27 protein-coding genes and 1 tRNA gene are annotated in these 23,827 nt (G+C 62.7%); 16 read left to right on the forward strand and 12 right to left on the reverse strand.

Annotated elements, in window-relative coordinates:
• Together VR71_RS06485 and VR71_RS24715 are read right to left on the reverse strand one after the other, a co-directional pair.
• The coding region (locus VR71_RS06485; RefSeq protein WP_045682318.1) for a hypothetical protein at positions 1-1,450 on the reverse strand (1,450 nt) is incomplete at its 3' end.
• A complete protein-coding gene (locus VR71_RS24715; RefSeq protein ID WP_009818711.1) occupies positions 1,437-1,586 on the reverse strand; it encodes a hypothetical protein in 150 nt (49 codons plus the stop codon). The genes VR71_RS24715 and VR71_RS06485, both read right to left, overlap by 14 nt.
• A 90-nt stretch (positions 1,587-1,676) precedes the next feature.
• Between VR71_RS24715 and VR71_RS06490 the strand changes: the two genes are divergently transcribed.
• Together VR71_RS06490 and aroB are read left to right on the forward strand one after the other, a co-directional pair.
• A complete protein-coding gene (locus tag VR71_RS06490; RefSeq protein WP_045682218.1) occupies positions 1,677-2,258 on the forward strand; it encodes a shikimate kinase in 582 nt (193 codons plus the stop codon).
• Positions 2,255-3,373, forward strand: coding sequence for a 3-dehydroquinate synthase (aroB, locus tag VR71_RS06495; RefSeq protein WP_045682220.1), 1,119 nt, complete (start codon positions 2,255-2,257; stop codon positions 3,371-3,373). Before VR71_RS06490 ends, aroB begins: the two co-directional genes overlap by 4 nt.
• A gap of 40 nt (positions 3,374-3,413) precedes the next feature.
• Here the strand turns inward: aroB and tyrS are convergent, their stop codons facing one another.
• Entirely contained in the window at positions 3,414-4,667 is a 1,254-nt protein-coding gene (tyrS, locus tag VR71_RS06500; RefSeq protein ID WP_045682222.1) for a tyrosine--tRNA ligase, read from the reverse strand.
• Positions 4,668-4,730: 63 nt separating this feature from the next.
• On the opposite strand from tyrS, the gene VR71_RS06505 reads away from it, so the two are divergent.
• The 3 genes from VR71_RS06505 to VR71_RS06515 are packed head-to-tail and all read left to right on the forward strand — an operon-like array spanning position 4,731 to position 7,734.
• Positions 4,731-5,843, forward strand: a complete 1,113-nt coding sequence (locus VR71_RS06505; protein WP_045682224.1) for an anhydro-N-acetylmuramic acid kinase — start codon at positions 4,731-4,733, stop codon at positions 5,841-5,843.
• Complete coding sequence (locus tag VR71_RS06510; protein WP_045682226.1) at positions 5,843-6,574, forward strand: aspartate/glutamate racemase family protein; 732 nt, start codon at positions 5,843-5,845, stop codon at positions 6,572-6,574. The genes VR71_RS06505 and VR71_RS06510 overlap by 1 nt, the downstream gene beginning before the upstream one ends.
• A 17-nt stretch (positions 6,575-6,591) precedes the next feature.
• Positions 6,592-7,734 (forward strand): PLP-dependent aspartate aminotransferase family protein, encoded by a 1,143-nt coding sequence (locus VR71_RS06515; protein ID WP_045682228.1) that lies wholly within the window; start codon positions 6,592-6,594, stop codon positions 7,732-7,734.
• 46 nt (positions 7,735-7,780) lie between these two features.
• Here VR71_RS06515 and VR71_RS06520 read toward each other — a convergent pair whose 3' ends face one another.
• Together VR71_RS06520 and VR71_RS06525 are read right to left on the reverse strand one after the other, a co-directional pair.
• Positions 7,781-8,119, reverse strand: a complete 339-nt coding sequence (locus tag VR71_RS06520; RefSeq protein WP_040650642.1) for a TfoX/Sxy family DNA transformation protein — start codon at positions 8,117-8,119, stop codon at positions 7,781-7,783.
• A 19-nt stretch (positions 8,120-8,138) separates the two neighbouring features.
• Positions 8,139-8,215 (reverse strand) — tRNA-Ile (locus VR71_RS06525).
• 109 nt (positions 8,216-8,324) lie between these two features.
• Here VR71_RS06525 and purM point away from each other — a divergent pair.
• The 3 genes from purM (at position 8,325) to rnd (ending at position 11,228) form a co-directional block, all read left to right on the forward strand.
• On the forward strand, positions 8,325-9,371 hold the full coding sequence (gene purM / locus VR71_RS06530; protein ID WP_045682230.1) for a phosphoribosylformylglycinamidine cyclo-ligase: 1,047 nt from the start codon (positions 8,325-8,327) through the stop codon (positions 9,369-9,371).
• Positions 9,368-9,961, forward strand: a complete 594-nt coding sequence (gene purN, locus VR71_RS06535; protein ID WP_045682232.1) for a phosphoribosylglycinamide formyltransferase — start codon at positions 9,368-9,370, stop codon at positions 9,959-9,961. Before purM ends, purN begins: the two co-directional genes overlap by 4 nt.
• Before the next feature lie 106 nt (positions 9,962-10,067).
• Complete coding sequence (gene rnd / locus VR71_RS06540) at positions 10,068-11,228, forward strand: ribonuclease D (RefSeq protein WP_045682234.1); 1,161 nt, start codon at positions 10,068-10,070, stop codon at positions 11,226-11,228.
• Between the two features lie 52 nt (positions 11,229-11,280).
• On the opposite strand, the gene VR71_RS06545 is transcribed toward rnd, so the two are convergent.
• Positions 11,281-11,799 carry a hypothetical protein gene (locus VR71_RS06545; RefSeq protein WP_045682236.1) on the reverse strand — a complete coding sequence of 173 codons (519 nt, stop codon included), beginning with the start codon at positions 11,797-11,799 and terminating at the stop codon, positions 11,281-11,283.
• 126 nt (positions 11,800-11,925) lie between these two features.
• Here VR71_RS06545 and VR71_RS06550 point away from each other — a divergent pair, with 126 nt between their 5' ends.
• Positions 11,926-12,336 carry a SufE family protein gene (locus tag VR71_RS06550; protein ID WP_009818723.1) on the forward strand — a complete coding sequence of 137 codons (411 nt, stop codon included), beginning with the start codon at positions 11,926-11,928 and terminating at the stop codon, positions 12,334-12,336.
• A 58-nt stretch (positions 12,337-12,394) separates the two neighbouring features.
• Here the strand turns inward: VR71_RS06550 and VR71_RS06555 are convergent, their stop codons facing one another.
• Positions 12,395-13,054 carry a DUF1638 domain-containing protein gene (locus tag VR71_RS06555; protein ID WP_045682238.1) on the reverse strand — a complete coding sequence of 220 codons (660 nt, stop codon included), beginning with the start codon at positions 13,052-13,054 and terminating at the stop codon, positions 12,395-12,397.
• Positions 13,055-13,158: 104 nt separating this feature from the next.
• Here VR71_RS06555 and VR71_RS06560 point away from each other — a divergent pair, with 104 nt between their 5' ends.
• Positions 13,159-13,656 (forward strand): hypothetical protein, encoded by a 498-nt coding sequence (locus VR71_RS06560; RefSeq protein ID WP_296429974.1) that lies wholly within the window; start codon positions 13,159-13,161, stop codon positions 13,654-13,656.
• Positions 13,657-13,708: 52 nt separating this feature from the next.
• Here VR71_RS06560 and VR71_RS06565 read toward each other — a convergent pair whose 3' ends face one another.
• A complete protein-coding gene (locus VR71_RS06565; protein WP_009818726.1) occupies positions 13,709-14,413 on the reverse strand; it encodes a cobalamin-binding protein in 705 nt (234 codons plus the stop codon).
• Between the two features lie 240 nt (positions 14,414-14,653).
• A complete protein-coding gene (locus VR71_RS06570) occupies positions 14,654-15,640 on the reverse strand; it encodes an SGNH/GDSL hydrolase family protein (RefSeq protein WP_045682242.1) in 987 nt (328 codons plus the stop codon).
• Positions 15,641-15,757: 117 nt separating this feature from the next.
• Here VR71_RS06570 and VR71_RS06575 point away from each other — a divergent pair, with 117 nt between their 5' ends.
• The gene (locus VR71_RS06575; protein ID WP_296429976.1) at positions 15,758-16,861 is read left to right on the forward strand and encodes a PA0069 family radical SAM protein; all 1,104 of its coding nucleotides are present in this window, start codon (positions 15,758-15,760) and stop codon (positions 16,859-16,861) included.
• Here VR71_RS06575 and VR71_RS06580 read toward each other — a convergent pair.
• The 3 genes from VR71_RS06580 to VR71_RS06590 form a co-directional block, all read right to left on the reverse strand.
• The gene (locus VR71_RS06580) at positions 16,843-17,076 is read right to left on the reverse strand and encodes a methionine synthase (RefSeq protein WP_296429979.1); all 234 of its coding nucleotides are present in this window, start codon (positions 17,074-17,076) and stop codon (positions 16,843-16,845) included. The genes VR71_RS06575 and VR71_RS06580 overlap by 19 nt on opposite strands.
• Positions 17,077-17,102: 26 nt before the next feature.
• The gene (gene bmt / locus VR71_RS06585) at positions 17,103-18,113 is read right to left on the reverse strand and encodes a betaine--homocysteine S-methyltransferase (protein WP_009818730.1); all 1,011 of its coding nucleotides are present in this window, start codon (positions 18,111-18,113) and stop codon (positions 17,103-17,105) included.
• A gap of 162 nt (positions 18,114-18,275) precedes the next feature.
• Positions 18,276-18,590 (reverse strand): DUF1476 domain-containing protein, encoded by a 315-nt coding sequence (locus VR71_RS06590; RefSeq protein ID WP_009818731.1) that lies wholly within the window; start codon positions 18,588-18,590, stop codon positions 18,276-18,278.
• Positions 18,591-18,752: 162 nt separating this feature from the next.
• On the opposite strand from VR71_RS06590, the gene purC reads away from it, so the two are divergent.
• From purC to VR71_RS06615, 5 genes are read left to right on the forward strand one after another with little or no spacing between them, the layout of a single operon-like run.
• Positions 18,753-19,514: a phosphoribosylaminoimidazolesuccinocarboxamide synthase gene (gene purC / locus VR71_RS06595; protein WP_009818732.1), complete on the forward strand. Its 762-nt coding sequence runs from the start codon at positions 18,753-18,755 to the stop codon at positions 19,512-19,514.
• Between the two features lie 13 nt (positions 19,515-19,527).
• Positions 19,528-19,767, forward strand: a complete 240-nt coding sequence (gene purS, locus VR71_RS06600; RefSeq protein ID WP_045682245.1) for a phosphoribosylformylglycinamidine synthase subunit PurS — start codon at positions 19,528-19,530, stop codon at positions 19,765-19,767.
• A complete protein-coding gene (purQ, locus tag VR71_RS06605; protein ID WP_045682247.1) occupies positions 19,767-20,435 on the forward strand; it encodes a phosphoribosylformylglycinamidine synthase subunit PurQ in 669 nt (222 codons plus the stop codon). The genes purS and purQ overlap by 1 nt, the downstream gene beginning before the upstream one ends.
• A 47-nt stretch (positions 20,436-20,482) precedes the next feature.
• Positions 20,483-22,243 (forward strand): ATP-binding protein, encoded by a 1,761-nt coding sequence (locus VR71_RS06610; protein WP_045682249.1) that lies wholly within the window; start codon positions 20,483-20,485, stop codon positions 22,241-22,243.
• Positions 22,244-22,261: 18 nt separating this feature from the next.
• Complete coding sequence (locus tag VR71_RS06615) at positions 22,262-23,584, forward strand: sigma-54 dependent transcriptional regulator (protein ID WP_296429981.1); 1,323 nt, start codon at positions 22,262-22,264, stop codon at positions 23,582-23,584.
• Positions 23,585-23,827: the final 243 nt, after the last annotated feature.

Genomic DNA, 23,827 nt, shown 5'->3' on the forward strand with positions numbered 1-23,827 from the left:
GGGCGCCGGTCAACGCGTCGCGGGCGGCGTCGCCGTGACTGATTTGCCGCGCCGCGGCCAGGATCGCTTCGCCCAAGCGGCCTGCATCGATCAGCGCCTGATGGTCCGGCGCGGGCGCTTCGCTGGCAAATCCGGCGGCGATGGCGCCTTGGAGAGCGCTGAGCGCGGTGTCTGCCGGGGGGCTACCACGGGCGGTTTCGATCAGGAACGTCTGGTCCGGTGTGGGTGTTGCAAGCAACGCCGCCGCCTGTTCATACTGCGGGGAAAGAAGCATTATTTCAAAGACTTGGGAGCGAATGCTCACGGGGATATCGAGCGCGGCGAGGCGCTCTGCAAAAAGCTCGGCAAAGACCACTTCGAGATGCTCTTCGCGGGCCGCACGCCAGGCGGTTGGCAGGGCTTCGGTCAGGGCTTCGGTCGCACCCTCGCTCAACGTCCGATCAAGCGCCTGCACGGCGGCGACCCGGTCCCAGACACCGCCAGAGGCCGCCGGGCGGCGTTCGGTATAGAGGCCAAGCAGGCGCGCGGCGGGAACGGCACCGGTGCGCGCAAGGCGCTCTGCGGCCTCGATCTCGGCCTTCCATCCCGACGTGCCGCGCAGATCTGCCATGGCAAAGGCGCGGGGCAGGTTATGGGTGGGCAGGGCCGTACCGATGGCCTCGAAGAGACGGAATTGCAGCGCCGTGAGGGCGGGCGGCGGCTCGGGTGCGTCCGTCTCGTCGATCAGTTCGGGATCGAGATAGAGCGCGAGGAGGGTCGCGTCCGTCTCTGAGAGTGCGTTAATTGCGGTGGCGCTGTGATAGGTAAGGGCCGCCGTATTCCAGTCACCGCCACGCGCCGCACAGAAAATCCGTGCGCTCAGATCCGAGGACAGGTGCGGTTTGCGTGTCAGCGCGGTGCAGGCGGCGTCCTCTTGTCCCAGCAAGAGTGACAGGGTAAACCATTGATCAAAAAGAACTTCTGTCATTGGCCCGGCGCGCTCTGACAGGGCTTGCGCAGGCTCGATTGCACCAAACTCTGTCAGGGCATCGAGGCGCGCGCGCAGAAACTTTGCCTCTGATCCGGCATCTAGCGGTGCGTTCGCCTCTGCCAGAAGGAGTGTGTAATAGAGCGCCTGAATGGCGGGAATGGGTTCTGCCTCTAGCCGGGCAAAGGCGCGGGTCAGGTCATTGGCGGCGCTCTTGTCCCAGAGTGTCGCAGGCAGGCCGGTGGTCGTGCTGGGCAAGAGGCCAACCGCATCGGCGCGCGGCGCGTCGAGGGCTGTCACGGTCACGGGCGGCACATCCACGCCGTCGCTGGCTGGCGGTTCACCCAGAGGCGTGCGGGGAATGGTGGTCACGGCGGCGGTGCTGGCCTGATCCAACCAGTCAATCGCAGACAGCGGTTGCTGCGCTGCGGCCACGCTTGCCGCGCAACATCCGAGCAAAAATAACGCACTAATCGGTCTCAAGTATGATGTCCTGACGAATCTCGGTTTGTGGTGGCGAGAAATCCGCGCCAAAAAACGGGCCAAGATACGCATAGGCCATGAGGGCGATAAACCCTAGAATGGCCAAATAAAACAGCCATTTGATCAATCGCAACATATCATCCCCTGCCTGTTTTGCCCGTTCTTTTTCCCAAGTTATAACTGGCCTTTTGTGCAAGATCACGTCATTGAGTGAAAAACTTTGTGAATGGGCAAGGGAGCGCCGATCGTGTCGGCCAAGGGGCATTGGAAACTGGGCAAAACCGTTGTGTTGGTGGGCATGATGGGGGCAGGCAAGACAGCCGTGGGCAAGGCGCTGGCGGCGAAGATCGGCGTGCCGTTTCTCGACTCGGATACCGAGATCGAGAAAGCCGCGAACATGACGATTGCCGAGATATTTCAAAGGGATGGCGAGGCTTTCTTTCGGGCGCGGGAGACTGAGGTGATTGACCGTCTGCTGGATGGTCAACGATCCATATTGTCGACCGGCGGCGGAGCGTTTCTGGCCGAGCGCAATCGCGCTCTGGTCTCGCGCAAGGGGGTTTCGGTCTGGCTCGATGCCGATTTGCCGCTCTTGTGGTCGCGTGTAAAAGGAAAGAATACCAGACCCTTACTGCGCACAGCTCAACCACTTGAGACGCTGACAGAAATCTATAACGCGCGGGTGCCGATCTATGCGCTTGCGGAAATCCGGGTCCGGGCGCGCAGCGAATATAGTGTCGAGGCGATGGCAGAGCAGGTGTTCAAGGCGTTGAGCGAACGCAAGGACGTATTGGAGTTGGTGGAATGACAGAGATCGTGCATGTGGGTCTGCCGGGGCGGGAGTATGACATTCATATCGGGCCGGGCCTGTTGGCAGAGGCCGGGGCGCTGATTGCACCGCTGTTGCGGCGGCCACGCGTGGCGATTGTGACCGACGCGACGGTGAGGCCTTTGCACTTAGGGTCGCTCTGCAAGGGGTTGGAAACGCATGGAATTTCGGCTGTGTCCATGACGCTACCCGCCGGTGAGGCAACCAAATCCTGGCCGCATTTTGAGCGGGTGGTGGAATGGTTGCTGGAGCAGAAAATCGAGCGCAATGATGTGGTGGTCGCCTTTGGCGGTGGCGTGATCGGCGATCTGGTGGGGTTTGCGGCGGCGGTGTTGCGGCGGGGCGTGCGGTTTGTTCAGGTTCCGACGAGTTTGCTGGCGCAGGTGGACAGTTCGGTGGGCGGCAAGACAGGGATTAATGCGCCGCAGGGCAAGAACCTGATCGGCGCGTTTCATCAACCGAGCCTTGTTCTGGCGGATACCGAGGTCTTGGGCACGCTGACGGAACGCGATTATCTGGCCGGATATGGCGAAGTTGCCAAATATGGACTTCTCGGAGATAGTGATTTTTTTCAATGGCTTGAAAGCAATGCCTCACGCGCTGCGGCGGGGGATATGGCGGCGCGTATCCATCTGGTCAAACGCTCGGTCGAGATGAAAGCAGAGATTGTGACGCGCGATGAAACCGAACAGGGCGACCGGGCATTGCTCAATCTGGGGCATACATTTTGTCATGCGCTGGAGTCGGCCACACAGTATGATGGGGCGCGGCTCTTGCATGGCGAAGGGGTCGCCATTGGCTGTACGCTCGCATTTGAGCTGTCGGCGCGGTTGGGGCTGTGTTCGCAAGAAGACCCGAGCCGGGTGCGGGCGCATTTTCGCGACATGAAGATGAAGGTGGATCTTGCGGATATTGCAGGAGATTTGCCGGATGCCGATGGGCTGATCGCGCTGATGGGGCAGGATAAGAAGGTGGTCGATGGCAAGCTGCGCTTTATTCTGGCGCGCGGGATTGGCGAGGCGTTCATCACCTCGGACGTGCCGCCGGAGGTGGTGCGCGACGTGCTGACCGATGCCCTCAGGGGGCGCGGATAACCGTACGGTTTTCGCGTTAAACCGTACGGTTAGAGGTATCTTAACCTTCGAGTTTGACCAGCGCGTGACGTTTCTTGCCCGCCGAAAGCTTGATCGGGGATTTGAGCGCGCCGGCGTCGATCATCAGGCCTGCGTCGGTTAACGGTTCGTCATCCAGCCGCGCGCCATTCTCGGTGATGAGGCGCTTGGCCTCTTTGCCGGATTTGGCGAGGCCCGCGCGCACGATCAGTTGCACGATGGAAATCCCGTCGGCCAGCTCCTGAGCCGTCACCTCGACCGTGGGCAGGTCGTCGCCCACGCCGCCGTGTTCGAACACTTCGCGCGCCGTGGCTTCGGCTGCTGCTGCCGCTTCGGCCCCGTGCAAGAGGGTTGTGACCTCACGCGCGAGAATGATCTTGGCGGCGTTGATCTCGGAGCCTTCGAGCGCGCCAAGGCGGTCACAGTCCTCAACCGGCAGTTCGGTGTAGAGTTTGAGGAAGCGTCCGGTGTCGGCATCGGTGGTGTTGCGCCAGAATTGCCAGAATTCGTACGGCGACAGCATATCCGCCGAAAGCCAGACCGCGCCGCCCGCCGATTTGCCCATCTTGCGCCCATCCGAGGTGGTCAGGAGCGGTGAGGTCAGGCCAAACACCTCATGGTCGATCACGCGACGGGTGAGGTCGATGCCGTTGATGATATTGCCCCATTGATCCGAGCCACCCATTTGCAGGAGGCAGCCATGACGGCGGTTAATTTCAAGGAAATCATAGGCTTGCAGGATCATGTAGTTGAATTCGAGGAATGAGAGCGATTGCTCGCGGTCGAGCCGCGATTTCACCGACTCAAACGCCAGCATCCGGTTCACGGAGAAATGTCGCCCGATGTCGCGCAGAAACTCGAGGTAGTTCAACCCATCGAGCCAGTCGGCATTGTTGAGCATGAGCGCATCCTGCGGCCCCTCGCCATAATCGAGGTAGCGGGCAAAGACCCGGTTCATGCCGGCGATATTCTCGTCGATCTGGGCCGGGGACAGCAGCGGGCGTTCATCGGAGCGGAACGAGGGATCGCCCACTTTGGTGGTGCCGCCGCCCATCAGCGTGATCGGGCGGTGTCCGGTTTTTTGCAGCCAACGCAGCATCATGATGTTGAGCAAATGCCCCACGTGCAAGGATTTCGCTGTGGCGTCGTAGCCGATATAGGCGGTGACGGTTCCGGCACTCAGGGCCTCGTCCAAACCCTGATAATCCGTGCAGTCGGCGAGATAGCCGCGCGACATCATCACGTTGAGAAAATCGGATCTGGGGCGATAGGTCATAATGCTTGTCCCGGCTTGGTTTGCGCGGCATGTATATGCAGTCGGTGGGCAAAGGAAAAGGCCATGTTGAAGGCAGAACGCCTCTGGGCGTTGGGGGCGATGTCGGGCACCTCTCTGGATGGGGTGGATGCGGCCATGGTTGAGACCGATGGCGCGGCGATTTATGCCTTTGGCCCAAGCGCTTATCGTGCCTATTCCGCCGAGGAGCAAGCGGTGTTGGCGGCGGCGTTGGGCAAGTGGCCGGGCGAAGATTTGGCGGAGGCACAAGCGCTGGTTGAGAGCGCGCATCTGGAGGTTTTAAGCCGGTTTGACGGCGCGGCGCTGGTGGGGTTTCACGGGCAGACGCTGGCGCATGAGCCGCGCGGGCGGGGCACGCATCAGCTGGGGGATGGGGCGCGTTTGGCAGAGGGGCTGGGCCTGCCGGTGGTCTGGGATTTTCGCAGCGCGGATGTTCGGCTGGGCGGTGAAGGTGCGCCGCTGGCCCCGTTCTTTCATTTTGCCTGTGCCAAGTGGATCGGCGCGACCGAGCCGCTGGCGTTTCTGAACCTTGGCGGGGTGGGCAACATCACTTGGGTTGATCCAAGTTTCGCGCGGCCTGAAGAGGCGGGGGCGGTGCTGGCGTTTGACACCGGGCCGGCCAATGCGCCGATCAACGATTTGATGCTGGCGCGGCGGGGCGAGCGCTTTGACCGCGATGGCGCCTTGGCGCGTCAGGGTGAGGTGGCGCAGGGGGCGTTGGAGCTGTTTCTGGACGAGCCTTATTTTCTGCGCATGCCGCCCAAGTCGCTGGATCGTGACACCTTTGCCGACATGATCGGTCTGGTGGGGGAATTGGGCGATGCCGATGCCGTGGCCACGTTGACCGGCATGGCGGCAGCGGCGGTGCTGCGGGGCATGGAGCATTGCCCACGCCCGCCTGCGCGGCTGTTGGTGACGGGGGGCGGGCGGCATAATGGGGTGATGATGCAGATGCTGCGTGCCGCGCTGGATTGTCCCGTGGAGCCGGTCGAGGCGGCGGGGCTGGATGGCGATATGCTGGAGGCGCAGGCCTTTGCCTATCTGGCCGTTCGCGTGGCGCGGGGTTTGCCCACGTCTTGTGCCAGCACCACAGGGGTGCGCGCCGCTGTCTCAGGCGGGACGATCAGTCGGTTGGGCCACCCATCGGAGGCGATGTGATGGAGTATGAACTGGATCAGGGCGCGGGATCGGGGCTGCGGCTGGGGATGATCCTGCTCAGCACAGATGAGACCGTAGAATATGAGGCGCGGATGGTGCTGGCGGGGCGCGATGTCAACCTGATGCATGCGCGCATTCCGGCGCGGGCGGATGTGACGCCCGAGGATCTGGCGAGCATGACGCCCGAGATGACGCGCACCGCGGCGCTCTTGCCACGCGATTTGCGGGCGCTGGCCTATGCCTGCACGTCGGGGGCCACGATCATCGGGTCGCAGGAGGTCGCGCGGCTGGTCAATCTGGCGCATCCGGGCGTGCCGGTCACGAACCCGCTGAGTGCGGTGATTGACGCGCTGCACGCGCTTGGGGTGAAAAGGGCCGCGATGGTGACGCCTTATGTCGAGGCGGTCAGCGGGCCGATGGCGGAGTGTCTGCGTGTGGCAGGGATCGAGGTGCTCCATTCGGTCAGCTATGGGCAAAAAGAGGATTGGACGGTGGCGCGGATCACCGAAGCGAGCACGCGGCGCGCGATGCTGGCGGCGGGGCGCGTGCCGGGGGTCGAAGCGGTGTTTGCAAGTTGCACCAATTTGCGCACATTTGGCGTGATCGACGCGGTTGAGGCGGAGTTGGGCCTGCCGGTCGTGACCTCCAATCAGGCGCTCTTGTGGGACATGCTGCGCCGGGCCGGGGCAGAGGCGCGCGGCTGGGGGCCGGGGCGGCTCTTTACGATATAAAGAAGGGGACAGGACAGATGAAGAATACCGAGCTGAAACCCGCGACGATTGCGGCACAGGCGGCAGGGGCCACCGACAGTGCGACCGGAGGCGTGGTGCCGGGGATTTCGCTCTCGACCACCTATGGGCGCGATGCGGACTATGCGCTGCTGCGACCGGACAACATGTATGGGCGCGATCAGAATGACACGGTGCGGCAGGCCGAAGAGGTGATCCGGCAGTTGGAGGCGGCGGCGGCGACGCTGCTGTTCCCAAGCGGCATGGCAGCGGTCGCGGCGGTGTTTCGCGCGCTGCCCTCGGGCGCGCGGGTGGTGATGCAGACCGGTATCTACTGGGGCACGCTGAAATGGGTGCGGGCCTATTGCGTACGCCGGGCCATTCTGCTCGATGAGATCGACGCGGCGGACCCGGCGGCTCTGGCTGCGGCGTGTCGCTCTTCGGCCGATATGGTCTGGATCGAGACGCCGTCAAATCCCTGGCTCAAGACCGTGGATATCGCCACGGCGGCGGGGATGTCGCACAAGGCGGGGGCGATTCTGGTGGTTGATGGCACGGCGGCGACGCCGGTTCTGACGCGGGCGCTGGATCTGGGCGCGGATATTGTGATGCATTCCGGCACCAAGGCGCTCAACGGGCATGCGGACGTTCTGGCAGGTGTGCTGTCCTGCCGCGAGCCGGGCAATGCGATGTGGCAGGAGATTGTGACCGACCGGCATGATGCGGGAGCGGTGATGGGGCCGTTCGAGGCGTGGCTCTTGATGCGGGGCATGCGCACGCTGCCGCTGCGGATGGAGCGCATGTGCGAGAATGCTCTGGCGGTGGCCGCGTATCTCGAGGGGCATGCGGGCATCGCGGCGGTGTATTACCCGGGGCTTGTCAGCCATGCGGGCCACGCGATTGCAGCGCGGCAGATGTGTGGTGGCTATGGGTATCTCTTGTCGGCGGTGGTGGCGGGCGGGCGCGAGCGGGCGCTGGAGGTGACGGGGCGGTTGCAGCTTTTTCACCGTGCCACGTCGCTGGGCGGAGTCGAGAGCCTTGTCGAGCATCGCCACACCATCGAGCCGCATACCGGCATTCCTGAGGGCCTGCTGCGATTCTCGGTGGGGATCGAAGATGCGGGGGATCTGATCGCCGATCTGGCGCAGGCGCTGGAGGGCTAGACGCGCGCCGGGTTCTGGCCCACGCCGTTGCGGCTTGAGATCAAATCTAGCGCCGCAGCCCCGTCCCGATCTCATTCAGAATCGCCTCAAGCGTTGCGTTTGGTCCGGTCATCTCGCCTGCGACGCGCGCCTTGATTGCGTCGAATCGGACGCGCAGGGCCGCTTTTTCTGCGCCCTGACAGTCGTTCCAAGGCCGCCCCTGCAATCCCATCACCAAGGCATAATAGCCGATGAAATGCGGCTGTGTGCCAGCGCGCAACAGCGCCTCATAGGCCACGTCTGCCCCCATTGCCCGCAGGCTCTCGGCGTCATGGATGCCGGCACGCGCAAAGCCTGCGTCAGAGGCAGGACCGAGGTTGCGGATGGAGGAAACGGGCAGAGGCATCGGTGGCATTCCGTTAATCTGGTAGGCCCGGAGGGACTCGAACCCCCAACCAAAGCGTTATGAGCGCTCTGCTCTAACCAATTGAGCTACAGGCCCCACCTGCGGTGGTTGGTAAGCCGGGGCCGGGGCAGGGTCAAGGCTTTCAGATTGCACGAGGCCTGCCAATCAGCTAACGGGTGGCGCATTCAAGCGATGGGGACAGGCCATGACCGAGCGACAGAACGGGATCACCTATGCCGATGCGGGCGTAGACATCGACGCGGGCAACGCGTTGGTGGAGCGGATCAAACCCGCAGCCAAGCGCACGCAACGCTCTGGCGTCATGTCGGGGCTTGGCGGTTTTGGCGGGCTGTTCGATCTCAAGGCGGCTGGCTTTGCCGATCCGGTGCTGGTGGCGGCGACCGATGGTGTGGGCACCAAGCTGCGGATCGCGATTGATACCGGCCATGTCGATGGCGTGGGCGTCGATCTGGTGGCGATGTGCGTCAATGACCTGATCTGTCAGGGGGCGGAGCCGCTGTTTTTCCTTGATTATTTTGCCACGGGCAAGCTGGAGCTGGATCAGGCGACGCGGATCATCGAAGGGATCGCGCGCGGCTGCGAAGGCTCTGGCTGCGCGCTGATTGGTGGTGAGACGGCGGAAATGCCGGGCATGTATCCGGCGGGCGATTTCGATCTGGCGGGGTTCGCCGTCGGCGCGATGGAACGGGGCACGGAATTGCCTGCCAATGTGGCGGAGGGCGATGTGTTGCTGGGTCTCGCCTCGGACGGGGTGCATTCCAACGGCTATTCGCTGGTGCGGCGGATTGTCGAGATGTCAGGGCTGGGGTGGGCCGATGCCTGTCCCTGGGCCGAGGGCAGTCTGGGCGAGGTGCTCTTGACGCCGACACGGCTCTATGTGCGGCCGGTTCTGGCGGCGCTGCGGTCAGGTGGCATCCATGGCCTTGCGCATATCACCGGGGGCGGGCTGACCGAGAACCTGCCGCGGGTGCTGCCTGAGGGGCTGGGGGCCGAGATTGACCTTGGCGCATGGGCGTTGCCGGGGGTGTTTCGCTGGCTCGCCGAGACCGGCAACATGGCCGAGGCGGAATTGCTCAAGACCTTCAATTCCGGCATCGGCATGATCGCTGTCGTCGCCGCGGACGAGGCCGAAGCGGTCATGGCGGCCTTGCAGGCGGCAGGCGAGACGGTCTGTCGGCTGGGGCAGGTGGTGCCGGGCGCGGGCGTGGCATACCGGGGCCATCTTTTGTGAGCAAGCGGGTCGCGATTTTTCTCTCGGGGGGCGGCTCGAACATGCGGTCGCTGGTGGCGAGCATGATCGGCGACCATCCGGCGCGGCCTGCGCTGGTGCTGTCGAACCGCAGTGACGCGGGTGGGGTTGCCTGGGCCGCAGGGCAGGGGATTGCGACCGAGGTGGTGGATCACCGCCCGCATGGTGGCGACCGCGCCGCCTTTGAAGCGGAGATCGAGGCGCGCCTTGTCCCGTATGGTATCGACATCATCTGCCTCGCCGGGTTCATGCGCGTTCTCACAGCCGGGTTCGTGACCCATTGGCAGGGGCGGATGATCAATATTCATCCCTCTCTCTTGCCGAACTATCGCGGGCTGCACACCCATGCCCGCGCGCTGGAGGCGGGCGAGCATGAGGCAGGCTGCACCGTGCATGAGGTAACGGCGGAGCTGGACGAGGGGCCGGTGCTGGGACAGGCCCGCGTGCCGGTGCTGGCCGGGGATACGCCTGACGCGCTGGCGGCCCGCGTTCTGGCGCAGGAACATATCCTCTACCCGGCGGTGCTGCGCCGGTTTGCCGCCGGAAACCGCACGCCGCTTTATCTGCCCTGAGACCGGTCAGGGGCCTCTGCCAGCATTTGCAATTCGACCAATCTGGTCTATAGCTGGGGCGGGGGACAAGACTGGGCATAAACGACAAGAGCAAAGATCACCCCTTATGAAAACCATTACCACGACTGAAGACCTGGCGGAATTTTGCGCCATGGCGCGCACCCATCCCTATGTCACCGTCGACACGGAATTCCTGCGCGAGCGCACCTATTACTCCAAGCTCTGCCTCTTGCAATTGGCGGTGCCGGGCAAGGGCGACGACAGCGCCGTTCTGGTCGATCCGATCGAGGGTGAAGACATGTCGATGGAGCCGCTTTATGAGCTTTTCCGCGACACGTCGGTGGTCAAGGTGTTTCACGCCGCACGGCAGGATCTGGAGATCTTCTATGTCGATGCCGGGGTGATTCCCGATCCGATGTTCGATACCCAAGTGGCGGCGATGGTCTGTGGCTTTGGCGAACAGGCGGGCTATGAGACGCTGGTCAAGCGGATCGCCAAGCAGACCGTCGACAAAAGCTCGCGCTTTACCGATTGGTCGCGCCGCCCCCTGACCGATGCGCAGAAAACCTATGCCTTGGCTGATGTGACGCATCTGCGCGTGGTCTATGAATTTCTGGCCAAAAAACTGGCAAGTTCCGGGCGCGACAAATGGGTGGCCGAGGAGCTCAGCGTGCTGACCGATCCCGCCACCTATCGCACCGATCCCGCCGAGGCCTGGCTGCGGATCAAGACGCGCAACACCTCGCCCAAATTTCTCGCCATTCTGCGCGAATTGGCCCGGTTCCGCGAGGAGTATGCCCAGTCGCGCGATGTGCCGCGCAGCCGGGTCTACAAGGATGATGCGCTGGTGGAACTGGCCTCGACCAAGCCGGTGACACATCAGGATCTGGGGCGGTCACGGCTGTTGCTGCGTGAGGCCCGCAAGGGCGAGATTGCCGATGGGATTCTGGCGGCGGTCAAGGCAGGGCTGGAATGTCCCGTCGACCAGATGCCGCGTCCCGAGGTGCTGGACGACCGCGCACAGGTCAACCCGGCGCTGGCCGATCTCTTGCGCGTGCTGCTCAAGGCCAAGAGCGAGAGCTATGGCGTGGCGGCCAAGCTGATTGCGAGTGCTGCCGATCTCGATGCCATTGCGGCGGGGGCGCGCGAGTTGCCCGCCTTGCGCGGCTGGCGGCTCGATGTGTTCGGGGTCGATGCGCTACGGCTCTGCAAGGGCGAGGTGGCTCTGGCGGTCAAGGGGCATGGCGTCGAGACGGTGGATCTCTGAGCCTCTCTGAGCCGGTAAGGCGGGCGGTGCTGCGGTAAACCGCCGCCTGCGTTCAGCGTCGGCTGACCTGTTCGCTGCGTGCGCCGATGACCCGGATTACCTCCGAGCGCTCCAGCGTTTGGTTCGACAGAAAGACGGCTGCCGTCACGGTGCGGGCGCGCTCTGAGCCCTGCGGCTGATCCTCGAGTTGCAAGGCCATCAGCCGGAACTCCAACACGCCATTCACCGGCTCATTCTCGGTCTCCGAGACCAGACGCACGTCAAACGCACCTTGACGCAGGCTGACCCCCTCGACGCGCAGGATGGCACCGTCACTGGTGCGCTCGATCACCAAGCGGGTGATTTGATCCACGGGTGTGCCCTCGTACACCCTTTCCCGGTTGCGGCGGAAAATCGTGTCCTCGCGCTCGGGGATCAGCGGATTGGTCGAGGCGGGCACAGCTTCGGTGGGACGGGGGCGCGACTGGCTGCGCCCGAACCAATTGCGCGGGTTGGCGCGCGACTGGCGATAGCCGCCACAGCCCGCCAGAGCCGACATTGCTACCAATGAAAGAAAGACCCGACGTTGCATACCATCTGCCCCTGTACCCTTTTTCTTTCGACTATCCTATCCGGTCCAGCTTGAAAAGGTGCAAGCGGGGTCTGGACCTTTTTCCGGACCGGCCCTAGGTCTGAGGCAGAGATCAGGGAGAGTGTCATGGCCACCGCCGCCTTTGAAGAGATTGTCGAAGATTTCGAGTTTCTCGAGGATTGGGAAGACCGCTATCGCTATGTCATCGACCGGGGCCGGGCGATGGCGGCGCTCGACGATGCGCTCAAGGTGCCGGTGACCAAGGTCGATGGCTGCGCCAGTCAGGTCTGGTTGCATCCCAGGATCGAGGCCGGTCAGTTCAGCTTTGACGGGGATAGCGATGCCATGATCGTGCGCGGCCTCATTGCGGTGTTGCGGGCGCTCTACAACGGGTTGCCGGTGGTCGAGGTGGGGCGCGTCGATGCCCCGGCCGAACTGGCGCGGCTTGGGCTGGATGAACATCTCTCGGCGCAGCGCTCGAACGGGGTGCGGGCGATGGTCGAGCGGATCAGGCTGGTGGCGGCAGAGGCGGCCTAAGAGCGTGGGGGCGCTGCCCCCAATACCCCGAAGTATTTGAAGCAAGATGAATTTAGAATCAGGTTGTTGCAACCTGTTTCTCAAGTGATGCTTTAAGATCGCCATAGCCAGTGAAACGGTATTCATAGGCGAGACCCAACCGCGCAGCGCAGTCTTTTGCCTTGGCGCGCAGGGCGGGATCGTCGGTCTGCGCCTGATAGACCAGCTTGGTGTAATTGCCAAAGATCATGTCACGCAATTGCGGGTGCCGGTCGAGACCCATCGGTTTCCAGACGAAGGCATCGAACTGTCGCACGAGAAAATCGGTGAGGTAAAAGGCGCTGATCTCATCCTCATGGGCGGCGAAGCGGTCCAGACCTTCGTAAAAGGCATAGCAATGCGGGCCTGCCACCATCTCGACACCGAGGTCGGCGCATTTCGCCTGCAACTGCCCGCCGGTGCCGCAATCGGCATAGACCACGAAGATGCGGTCATAGTCATCACGATGCGCCAGCACGGCCTGTTCCACCTCTTCGGTGATCCGGTCGGGGTAGAGATGCAGCTTGGCCGGCAGGCATTGCAGGTCCATGTGATCCCAGCCATTGGCGCGTTTGAGCGCGAGGATCTCATGCGCCAGCGCCCCGCACGCGATCAGCAGGATGCGGCCCTTGCCCTGCGCCTCCAACCCCTGAGAGGTCAACAGGTCAGGATCGGGCAAGGGGGCGGCAGCGTTTGTCACAGAGTCTGACCTTTTCGTTATCGTGTCGCAATCGCTTTGTCGGCGTAGGGAAACAGGGTAAAAGTACCCGAAACTTAACCCACTAACACACAGGACATATGCGTATGATCGGATCATCTGCCAAGTCCACTGGACTGCCGGCGCTCAATTTCCAGACCTTGGGTCTCATGTTCATCGCGGGGTTCTTCGCGACAAATGCCTTTGACCTCTGGGGCCAGGTCATCAGCCCCGGTCTTGGCTTTGCCAACCTCTCGCCGCATGGGCTCGCCAAAAGCCTGCTTGGCAGTCTGGGCCTGCCCAATGGCGATTTCGCAGGCTATTTCGTGCATTTCTATCTGGTTGGGCTGATCGGCTATCCGGTGGGCTGGCTGTTTATCTTTGCGCCGCTCTGGAACAGGATCGTCGGGTCGGGGTCTGGCTGGTTCCTTCCGTCGTTCGTCTATGGCTTTGGTCTGTGGATCTTTGCCATTGGCGGCATCACGGCGATTGCCGGTCTGCCTCTGTTCCTGAATTTCACCGGCATCGCCTGGGTGGCGCTGGTGGGGCATGTGGTCTACGGGATCGTGATGGTCGCCGTGATGCGGCTCATTCAGCGCGGCTGATCCGGCCCGTCAGCCCTGCGCGCCGAGCGGTCGGCGCGCAGGGATTTCGGACTCAGCCCGCAGCCAGCCGGTTGTGCTTGCGGGACATGAAATCCTTGGCGGTTTCCACGGCCACGGCGGCGTCGCGGCAATAGGCATCGGCCCCAATGGCCTTGCCGAATTCCTCGTTGAGCGGCGCGCCGCCCACCAGCACGATATAGTCATCGCGCTTGCCTTGCTCGACCAGCGTGTCGATCACGACCTTCATATAGGGCATCGTCGTGGTCAGCAGGGCGGACATACCGAGGATGTCGGGCTGTTCGGTTTCGAGCGCGTCAAGATATTTCTCGACCGCGTTGTTGATCCCGAGATCGACCACCTCAAAGCCCGCACCCTCCATCATCATGCCAACGAGGTTCTTGCCGATGTCGTGAATGTCGCCCTTGACGGTGCCGATCACCATCTTGCCGACGCGCGGCGCGCCGGTCTCGGCCAGAAGCGGCTTGAGGATGAACATGCCACCCTTCATCGCGTTGGCGGCCAAGAGAACCTCTGGAACAAAGAGGATACCGTCCCGGAAATCCTTGCCGACGATGGTCATGCCACCCACCAGCGCCTCGGTCAGGATGCGGTAGGGGGCCCAGCCGCGCTCGAGCAAGATGTTGACGCTCTCTTCGATCTCTTCTTTCAGACCGTCGTAGAGGTCGTCGAACATCTGTTGGACAAGCTCTTCGTCGTCCAGCTCGGAGAGGATGATCTCGTCTTCTTGGTCAGACATTGCGGGAATCCTTGGTTTCTCTGCGCGCGCGCATCGTGGGTTGACTGGGCGCAGCTTTCGTCAATTTGCGCCTCGGCCACTTTCCGAATTGCGACGCTGCCCGCGCCGCAACCGACCTATAGCCGGAAAACGCGCGGGATGTGACTGAATTGTCGGCATGAAGATATTCGAATTTCCGCAACTTGGTGTCTGTGCGGACAGAATATGCGCCCCGACAGGCTGTCCTGCGGGGCGCGATACTCAGGCGCGGCGGCGTATGAGCGCGATGCCCCCGAGCGCCGTCAGCAACAGCAACCCGCCTGCCGGAAGCGGCACAACAGCGGCGCGGACCTCGCTCGCGATCAGCGCATGGGCCCGGTCTGTGGGATGGATGCTGTCGTGAAAGACAAACCCCTGATCCGTGGCGCAGTCGCTTGCCGGGACAAGCGTCAGGATGCACGCGTCGGTCGTATTGGTGAACCCGAGCGCATTCGCATTCGCAAGGATGTCCTCGAATAGCGCGAACGTGTCCAGAAACTGCACGTTGCCGAGCGGTGTCAGGGTGTTGAGACCGGATCGAAGCGCGGCATTGAAGCCCTGAGTGGCCGCCGTCGCGCCGGCGATTGCGGTCCCGGCTGGGGCCGCCCCGATGCTGGCCAGAAAGGCATCCAGAGAGGTCACTTCGGGGATGCGCCCAAGGTTCGGCAGGCCAAAGACGAGAACGTCAGTCAGGCCCCCCGACAAGAGGTCGGCCACCCCGGTGACAATCTCGGTGACCGCCCCCGAGATGACCGCGCCGAGACTGGCCGGATCGGCCAGACCTGCGCGCAGATCGTTGCCGCCAAACCAGACCGCCGCCAGCGGGTTGGGTCCAAGGCCAAGAGCAGGCTTTGCCGCATTGAAAATACCGCGCTGCGCCGCAAAATCGGGAATGTTGTCGGTGTTGTCATCCGTGTCCCCGCCCACGGGTTCCGGGTTTGCCACGGCCTTTGCTCCGCCAAAGGCAAAATTCGTGCCCGAGGCGAAATTCGCGCCAAGCTTGCTCGCCCAGGTGTCGCCATTGGTGAATTGGCCATTGGGATAGAGCGTTGAATCGGGCACGATTCCGCCGGTGAGGGCAAATATGTTGCCCGGATCGCTCAGACTGTCGCCAAAGACAACCAGATCGGAAAACGGCCCAATGGGCGCAGCAGAGCCGAGCGTCGGCAGCAGCGCTGTCACCCCGGCCAAAAGAATATTGCGGATCATAATCCCTCCCAGACATTAAATTTCTGCACGGCAAAGTGAACACGGTCGTCAGATGCAGCGCAAATCAATTTCCCGTTTGCGCATCAGGCCGCTGCGTCACTTGCGCATGTTCTCTATATGTTCCATATTCGCACCATGACTCGGGACCCTAGCCTACCCCATGATCTGCGCCCTCGGGCGCGCGGTGCTGTCAGCAATGCGGCGGGCCGGTTCGAGGCGTATGCCGTGAGCTACGAGGCGGATGGCTGGGACCGCGACGAAGAGGTGCGGCCGCTGCGCACGCATGTGACCGAAGAACGTCCGCGCCGGATCATCAGCTACAACCGTTCGCCCGATTTGCCGTTTGACCGCTCGATCAATCCCTATCGCGGTTGCGAACATGGCTGCGTCTATTGTTTTGCGCGGCCAACCCACGCCTATCTGGGGTTATCCCCCGGTCTCGATTTCGAGACTCGGTTGATCGCCCGCCCCGAGGCCCCGGCGCGGCTTGAGGCTGAATTGCGGGCGCGCAACTACCGGGTGGCGACGATGGCGATCGGCACCAATACCGATCCCTATCAACCGATTGAAAAACAGTTCAAGATCACCCGCGCCTGTCTGGAGGTGCTGAACCGGTTCAACCATCCGGTGGCGGTCGTGACCAAGGGCACGCTCATTGAGCGGGATCTGGATATTCTGGGCGATATGGCGGCGCGCGGGCTTGCTCGGGTGGGGATTTCCGTGACCACGCTGGATGAGGGGCTGGCGCGCAGGCTGGAGCCGCGGGCGCCGTCGCCTGCGCGGCGTCTGGCGACGATCCGACGCTTGGCACAGGCGGGGATTCCGGTGCGCGTCATGGTTTCGCCGGTCATACCGGGTCTGACGGATACAGAGATCGAAGCGATTTTGACCGCCGCGCAAGAGGCCGGGGCAGGGGCCGCGAGCTGGATCATGCTGCGCCTGCCGCGCGAGGTGTCGCCGCTCTTTCAGGAGTGGCTGGCCACGCATTATCCCGACCGCGCAGGCCGGGTGATGAACCGGCTGCGGGAAATGCATGGTGGGCAAGAGTATAGCGCCGACTGGCACAGACGGATGCGCGGTGAGGGGGTTTATGCCCGGATGATTGCCCGCCGCTTTGATCTGGCGGCACGGCGTTTGGGGCTGGATGCGGCGCAGGGGGCGTTACGCTCTGATCTCTTCGAGGTGCCCTTGGCGCGGGGGGATCAGTTGTCGCTGTTTTGAGCGCGCCAACCGCTCAGACAGGCCAGCCCAAGCAGGACCGCGACCACGGCTCCGGGCATCAGGACAAGGATCATCAGGTCTTCACCGCGCAAGGTCCAGGGCATCGGGATAGAACAGGCCCCGCTTGGCGCGCCAAAGGCGCAGGCGAGGCCGGAAATCCAGATATAGCCCAAGGCCCATGCGAGCAGGGCCAGCAGAGCCGCGACAAGAAACATCAGGCGAAGCATCCCGTGTCGCAGGCTCAGGCCCGTCTGCGGCGCGGGCGGCGTGGGGCGGCGGTATCGTCGCCGGTGCCATCACCACCGGATGAGAAGGCACCAAGCGCCTCGGTGATCTCATCCAGCGTCGGGCGGGGGCCGCGCGGGCGGCTCTCCAGCGCGGCGCGCATCTTGGACAGGTGCTCGGGCATGGTGCCACAGCAGCCACCGATGATCGTGGCACCGGCATCGCGGGCCAGCACGGCGTAATCCGCCATCAGATCGGGCGTGCCGTCGTAATGGATATGGCCGTCATGGTATTTCGGAATTCCGGCGTTGCCCTTGGCGACGATGGGCCGGTCAGATCCTTGGGCCACAAAGCCGAGTATGGTGCGCAAGAGGTCCGAGGCCCCGACACCGCAATTGGCGCCAAATGCCAGCGGCGGATTGCCCAGCTTTTCCACCATCGTCGCCATATCGGACGAGGTGAGGCCCATCATGGTGCGCCCCGCCGTGTCGAAACTCATGGTGCCGCACCACGGCATATCGGCCAGTTTGAACGCCTCGGCGGCGGCCTTGTATTCCTCGGGGGCCGAAATGGTTTCGAGCCAGAGCACATCGGCCCCGCCTTCCTTAAGGCCTTCGGCCTGTTCATGGAAAATCTCTACGGCAAGCGCGTGGGTGAGCGCACCCATCGGTGCCATGATCTCGCCCGTGGGCCCGACAGAGCCCGCGACGATCACCGGGCGGTCATAGCGGTCGGCCACGTCGCGGCCAATCTCGGCGGAGATGCGCGATAATTCCCGCGCACGCCCCTGTGCGCCGTGCAGTTTCAGGCGCGCGGCATTGCCGCCAAAGGAATTGGTGAGGAAAAGATCGCTGCCCGCATCCACCGCCTCTGTATAGAGCCGCTTGATCCGGTCGGGATGCTGATCATTCCACATTTCGGGCGCATCGCCCGATTGCAGACCCATGTTGAAGAGATTGGTGCCCGTGGCCCCATCGGCGAGAATCCAGTCGCGCGTGGCAAGCATCTTGGTGAGGGCATTTGGCATGTCATGGTCCTGTGATCTTTGAGCACGCAGATGTGCCACTAACGGCGCGTGCGTGCAAATGCATAAATTTCATGTAAATGGTGAGGCGCGTATGAATTGACGCGCCAAGAATAAAGGGCGCGCCAGTCTGTGGCACGCCCATATGGTGTCAGATCAGAGTGCTCAGACTTCCTTGGCCAACTGGCCCTTGGCGATCTTGAGCAGCTCGTCCATCTTGCCACGGATCGTGTCGGCATCGGCGATATCGCCCAGATCAACGGCGACCTTGCGCACGACATCCTCGTGCCCGGCCTCTTCGAAATCGGCCTTGACCACCTCACGGGCATAGGCATCGGCGTCGTCGCCGGTCTTGCCCATCAGTTCAGCGGCCCAGAGACCGAGCAGCTTGTTGCGCCGCGCGACGGCGCGAAACGCCATTTCTTCGTCATGGGCGAATTTGTTCTCGAATGCTTTCTCGCGGTCGTCAAAGGTGGTCATTGGGCCAGTCCTCTTGCATGCGTTGCCGTCAGAACCGATATGCAATCTGGCGGGCAAAAGGGCAAGGGGCCAACGCCATCTTGCGACGTGATTGCCCATGCACTATGAGAGCGCATCGGCATGGGGGGACTCACGCCCCCCACCCTCAGCGACGGAGTTCCCATGGCGCGGCGCAAGAAAATTTACGAAGGCAAGGCCAAGACCCTCTATGAGGGCCCCGAACCGGGAACCATCATCCAATATTTCAAGGATGACGCCACCGCCTTTAACGCCGAAAAGAAGGCCGTGATCGAAGGCAAGGGCGTGCTCAACAACATGCTGTCCGAGTATTTCATGGTCGGTCTCAACGCCATCGGCGTGCCGACGCATTTCATCAAGCGGATCAACATGCGCGAGCAACTCGTGCGCGCGGTCGAGATCATTCCGCTGGAAGTGATCGTGCGCAACTATGCCGCCGGCACCATGGCCAAGCGTCTGGGCATTGACGAGGGCACGCAATTGCCGCGCCCGATCGTGGAATATTGCCTCAAGGATGACAAGCTGGGCGATCCTCTGGTGACAGAGGAACATATCGCCGCTTTTGGCTGGGCCAGCCAGCAGGATATGGACGACATCCTGAGCCTCGCGCTGCGCGTCAATGATTTCCTCACGGGTGTCATGTACGGCGTCGGTATCAAGCTGATTGATTTCAAGATCGAGATCGGGCGCGTCTATGATGGTGATTTCCAGCGCCTGATCGTGGCCGACGAAATCAGCCCCGACAGTTGCCGCCTGTGGGACATCGAGACCGGGCGCAAGCTCGACAAGGATGTGTTCCGCCGCGATCTGGGCAGTCTGACCGATGCCTATACAGAGGTTGCCACCCGCCTTGGTGTCATGCCCAAGGGCAGCACGCCGATGGCCCGGCCCAAACTGATCAACTAAAGAGGATATTCCCATGAAAGCGCGCGTGCATGTCATGCTGAAATCCGGCGTTCTAGACCCGCAGGGCGAGGCGGTGCGCCACGCTCTGGGCTCGATGGGCTTTGACGGGGTCGAGGGGGTGCGTCAGGGCAAGGTGATCGAACTCGATCTGGCCGAGACGGACGCGGCCAAGGCCAAATCCACCGTCACCGCGATGTGTGAAAAGCTGCTCGCGAATACGGTCATCGAGAGCTATTCGGTGGAGATCGCCTGATGCATGCCGCCGTGATCGTGTTTCCGGGGTCCAACTGTGACCGTGATCTTGCCGTGGCGTTTGAGCGTGCGGGCGCGCAGGTGTCCATGGTCTGGCACAAGGATACGGATCTGCCGCAGGGCGTCGATATCGTCGGTGTGCCGGGCGGGTTCTCCTATGGCGATTATCTGCGCTGCGGGGCCATTGCCGCCAATTCGCCGATCTGCCGGTCTGTGATCACGCATGCGGACAAGGGCGGCTATGTGCTGGGCGTCTGCAATGGTTTTCAAATCCTGACCGAGACCGGCATTCTGCCCGGTGCGCTCTTGCGCAATGCCGGGCTGAAATATGTCTGCAAGCCGGTCGAGCTCTGCGTTGCGACCGCGGACAGTGCCTTTACCTCTGGCTATGCCAAGGGCAGCAATCTGACCGTGCCGATTGCGCATCACGATGGCAATTACTATGCGGATGACGCCACGCTCGACCGGCTGATGGCCGAAGACCGCGTGGCCTTTACCTATTGCGACAATCCCAATGGCTCGGCGCGCGGCATTGCGGGCATCCTGTCCGAGAACCGCCGTGTGCTCGGCATGATGCCGCATCCCGAGCGGATGGCAGAGCCGCTGCATGGGGGCACCGATGGCGCGGCGCTTTTTGCCGGGGTGGTGGGCCAGTTGGCCGACGCCTGAGCGCGTGACCGCTTGAGGTGCCGCGCGGCTCGGCTTACTCTGAGCGCATGAGCAAGACTGTCCCGTCCAGCACACGCCTTCGTATGCGCACCATATCCTGGCGCGCCCGGCTGGTGTTGGCCCTGCTCTTTGTGGCGGCGGTGGGCGTGGTGCTGACGACCAATCGTCTGCTCACCGACCGCTTTACCGAAAACACGCGCAATCGTGCCGAACTGCGGTTGGTGCTCTATTCCGGCAACCTCTTGTCGGAGCTTCGGCAGAACGCCATCGTGCCGCAGCTTCTGGCGCGCGATCCGGCGTTGATTGCCGCGCTTAACACGCAGGACTATGCGCAATCGACGCAGCGCCTGATTTCCTTTCTCGAGGAAATCGGTGCGGCGGGTCTGACGCTGTTGGACAAGGACGGGCGCGCGGTTGCGGCAACAGAGCGGTCGCGTCTGGGCGAGAGCCACAAGGCTGCGGCCTATTTCGTTGATGCCATGCGCTCACGCGATACGATTTTCCATGTTTTGCGGCAGGAAACCGGGCAATTCAACTTTTACTATTCGCGCCGGATCGAGACACAGAATGGCACGCTGGGTGTGATCGTGGTCGAGGTCGATTTGCGCAAATACGAACGCGCCTGGGCCGGGATTTCCGATGCGGTGATGGTCACGGATACCGAAGGCCGGATCATTCTGGCCACCGAACCGCGCTGGCGCGGATTGACAGAGACCGAGGCGCTGCGCCGCGAGCCGGTCAACAGCGCCATCCAGCGCGCCATTCAGGCGACCTCGGATTGGACCGCGCTGCCGGCCGATGCCTATGTGCGCGGCGAGGCGGTGATGCGGGTCGAAGGACGTGTCGCCTTTCGCGGCTGGCGGATCGCCGGTTTCACCACCTACACGGCGGTGCGCGACAAGGTGAACGGCTATCTCGCGCTCGAAATCATGGGATTCGCGATTCTTCTGGCGCTCGCCTTTTATTTCCTCAATCGCAAGGCGGCGCTCCGAATGGCGCTCTTTCAGCGGGAATCGGCAGAGCTTCGCGCATTGAATGCCCGCCTCCAGCGGGAAATCGCCGAGCGCAGGCGCGCGCAAGAGAACCTTGCGCAGGCCGAACAGACGATCCAGCAAAGCTCGAAATTGGCGGTGCTGGGCGAGATGTCGGCGGCGGTCAGCCATGAGCTCAATCAACCGCTCGCGGCGATGAAAACCTATCTTGCGGGGGCGCGTCTCTTGCTGTCACGCAACCGCCCCGACGAGGCGCTCTCGGCCTTTCAGCGGATCGACGATCTGATCGAACGGATGGGGGCGATCACCAAGCAGCTCAAGTCCTATGCCCGTCAGTCTGGCACGCAGTTTTCCCCTGTAAACATGGCCGATGCCGTGGCCTCTGCGCTCTCGATGATGGAGCCGCAATTGCGCCAGCGCAAGATCACCATCACCCGCACCCTGCCGGATGAACCGGTGATGATCATGGGCGATCGGGTGCGGGTGGAACAGGTGATCGTCAACCTCTTGCGCAACGCGATCGACGCCACCAACACGGTGCCCGATGCCGTCATCGAGATCCTCTTGGCGGCGGGGGAAACGGCGGTGCTGACGGTGCGCGACAACGGCGAGGGGATCGGCGATTTCAAGAACCTCTTCGAGCCGTTCTATACCACCAAGCAACCCGGCGACGGGGTCGGGCTGGGGCTTGCCATTTCCTCGGGGATCGTCAACGACCTTGGCGGACGTCTCGTGGCGCGCAATGCGCCCGATGGGGGGGCTGTATTCGAGATGCAGCTTCCCATATTGCCAGCAGAGACTCGTGCAGCGGAGTAAAATGAAATGCCAGCAGCCATGAAAATCGCCATCGTCGATGATGAAAAGGATATGCGCCAGTCGATCAGCCAGTGGCTGGCCCTCTCGGGCTATGACACAGAGGCGTTTCCCTCGGCGGAAGAGGCGCTCAAATCTCTGGGCCCGGATTACCCCGGTATTGTTGTCACTGACGTGCGCATGCCCGGTATGGATGGCATGCAGTTCCTCAAGAAACTGATGGGGTCCGACAGCTCTTTGCCGGTCATCATGATCACCGGCCACGGCGATGTGCCGATGGCGGTCGAGGCGATGCGCATCGGGGCGTTCGATTTTCTGGAAAAGCCGTTTAACCCGGACCGGATGACCGAACTGGCGAAAAAGGCCACCAATGCCCGGCGCATGACGCTGGATGCGCGTGCGCTGCGCAAGGATTTGTCGGACGGCGGGCAGTTGATGAAGAAACTCATCGGCACCAGCAATGCGATGGAGCGGCTGCGCGAGGATATTCTGGATCTCGGGCAGGCCGATGGCCATGTCCTGATCGAAGGCGAGACCGGCACCGGCAAAACGCTTGTGGCACACGCGCTGCACGCCGTGGGGGCGCGGGCCGGGCGCAAGTTCGTTACCATCGCCTGCGCCGCCTTTGATGACGAGGGGCTGATCAAGCGCCTCTTTGGACCGATGCAGCCCGAAGACACCCATTTGCCCGCCTTTGAAGAGGCGCGCGGCGGCACGCTTGTGCTCGAGGATATCGAGGCGCTGAGCGACGCGGCTCAGGCGCGGCTCTTGACCCATATCAACGCCGACGGCAACCCGCCCGAGACCCGCGTTGTGGGCATCTCGAACATGCAGGACGAGGGCCACACCTGCGAAGACGCTCTGCGTCCGGATCTCTTTTACCGCCTCGCCAGCCTGCGGATCACCGTGCCGCCGTTGCGGCAACGCGGCGAGGATATTCTCACGCTGTTCACCCGGTTTGCCGAGCAATTTGCCGATGACTATGGCTGCGAGGCCCCGCAGGTCAGCGCGCAGGAGGCCACGCAGCTCCTGCAGGCACCCTGGCCCGGCAATGTCCGCCAACTCTTCAACGTGGCGGAACGTGCGGTGCTTCAGGCACGGCGCGGGTCCGGCACGATCACCTCGCTGCTCATGTCGGACCATCAGGACATGCAGCCGGTGATGACCACCGAAGGCAAACCGCTCAAGGAATATGTCGAGGCGTTCGAGCGCATGCTGATCGACAACACCATGCGCCGCCACAAGGGCTCTATTGCCGCCGTGATGGACGAATTGTGCCTGCCGCGCCGCACGCTGAACGAAAAAATGGCCAAGTACAGCCTGCAGCGCTCTGATTATCTTTGAGGCAGTCGGGGCGGCAATTTCATTTTCTCCATTGTCATTGCCGCCTGTGACGCTTTACTGTGACAGTATGGTAAAAGGGCAAATGCGCCCCGCGCCAGGTGAGATTCGCTGTTTCAATCCTCCGTCAGGATCACTCCGACATGATTGGGCAGACCGATTGGGCCCCGATTCAGGGGCCACATACAAGCCTGAACCCTGTAAATCGGTGGACAGGCTCTGAATTGGCGCCGCAAGGGGCCGGAG

The organism is Roseovarius sp. BRH_c41, assembly GCF_000961715.1.
GTDB lineage: Bacteria > Pseudomonadota > Alphaproteobacteria > Rhodobacterales > Rhodobacteraceae > Roseovarius.

What these genes read in the sequence shown, in the direction of transcription:
- VR71_RS24715 (WP_009818711.1), bottom strand. Translation starts at nt 1,586, where the DNA reads ATGTTGCGATTGATCAAATGGCTGTTTTATTTGGCCATTCTAGGGTTT.
- VR71_RS06490 (WP_045682218.1), top strand. Translation starts at nt 1,677, where the DNA reads ATGGGCAAGGGAGCGCCGATCGTGTCGGCCAAGGGGCATTGGAAACTG.
- aroB (WP_045682220.1), top strand. Translation starts at nt 2,255, where the DNA reads ATGACAGAGATCGTGCATGTGGGTCTGCCGGGGCGGGAGTATGACATT.
- tyrS (WP_045682222.1), bottom strand. Translation starts at nt 4,667, where the DNA reads ATGACCTATCGCCCCAGATCCGATTTTCTCAACGTGATGATGTCGCGC.
- VR71_RS06505 (WP_045682224.1), top strand. Translation starts at nt 4,731, where the DNA reads ATGTTGAAGGCAGAACGCCTCTGGGCGTTGGGGGCGATGTCGGGCACC.
- VR71_RS06510 (WP_045682226.1), top strand. Translation starts at nt 5,843, where the DNA reads ATGGAGTATGAACTGGATCAGGGCGCGGGATCGGGGCTGCGGCTGGGG.
- VR71_RS06515 (WP_045682228.1), top strand. Translation starts at nt 6,592, where the DNA reads ATGAAGAATACCGAGCTGAAACCCGCGACGATTGCGGCACAGGCGGCA.
- VR71_RS06520 (WP_040650642.1), bottom strand. Translation starts at nt 8,119, where the DNA reads ATGCCTCTGCCCGTTTCCTCCATCCGCAACCTCGGTCCTGCCTCTGAC.
- purM (WP_045682230.1), top strand. Translation starts at nt 8,325, where the DNA reads ATGACCGAGCGACAGAACGGGATCACCTATGCCGATGCGGGCGTAGAC.
- rnd (WP_045682234.1), top strand. Translation starts at nt 10,068, where the DNA reads ATGAAAACCATTACCACGACTGAAGACCTGGCGGAATTTTGCGCCATG.
- VR71_RS06545 (WP_045682236.1), bottom strand. Translation starts at nt 11,799, where the DNA reads ATGCAACGTCGGGTCTTTCTTTCATTGGTAGCAATGTCGGCTCTGGCG.
- VR71_RS06550 (WP_009818723.1), top strand. Translation starts at nt 11,926, where the DNA reads ATGGCCACCGCCGCCTTTGAAGAGATTGTCGAAGATTTCGAGTTTCTC.
- VR71_RS06560 (WP_296429974.1), top strand. Translation starts at nt 13,159, where the DNA reads ATGATCGGATCATCTGCCAAGTCCACTGGACTGCCGGCGCTCAATTTC.
- VR71_RS06565 (WP_009818726.1), bottom strand. Translation starts at nt 14,413, where the DNA reads ATGTCTGACCAAGAAGACGAGATCATCCTCTCCGAGCTGGACGACGAA.
- VR71_RS06570 (WP_045682242.1), bottom strand. Translation starts at nt 15,640, where the DNA reads ATGATCCGCAATATTCTTTTGGCCGGGGTGACAGCGCTGCTGCCGACG.
- VR71_RS06575 (WP_296429976.1), top strand. Translation starts at nt 15,758, where the DNA reads ATGTTCCATATTCGCACCATGACTCGGGACCCTAGCCTACCCCATGAT.
- VR71_RS06580 (WP_296429979.1), bottom strand. Translation starts at nt 17,076, where the DNA reads ATGTTTCTTGTCGCGGCTCTGCTGGCCCTGCTCGCATGGGCCTTGGGC.
- bmt (WP_009818730.1), bottom strand. Translation starts at nt 18,113, where the DNA reads ATGCCAAATGCCCTCACCAAGATGCTTGCCACGCGCGACTGGATTCTC.
- VR71_RS06590 (WP_009818731.1), bottom strand. Translation starts at nt 18,590, where the DNA reads ATGACCACCTTTGACGACCGCGAGAAAGCATTCGAGAACAAATTCGCC.
- purC (WP_009818732.1), top strand. Translation starts at nt 18,753, where the DNA reads ATGGCGCGGCGCAAGAAAATTTACGAAGGCAAGGCCAAGACCCTCTAT.
- purS (WP_045682245.1), top strand. Translation starts at nt 19,528, where the DNA reads ATGAAAGCGCGCGTGCATGTCATGCTGAAATCCGGCGTTCTAGACCCG.
- purQ (WP_045682247.1), top strand. Translation starts at nt 19,767, where the DNA reads ATGCATGCCGCCGTGATCGTGTTTCCGGGGTCCAACTGTGACCGTGAT.
- VR71_RS06610 (WP_045682249.1), top strand. Translation starts at nt 20,483, where the DNA reads ATGAGCAAGACTGTCCCGTCCAGCACACGCCTTCGTATGCGCACCATA.
- VR71_RS06615 (WP_296429981.1), top strand. Translation starts at nt 22,262, where the DNA reads ATGAAAATCGCCATCGTCGATGATGAAAAGGATATGCGCCAGTCGATC.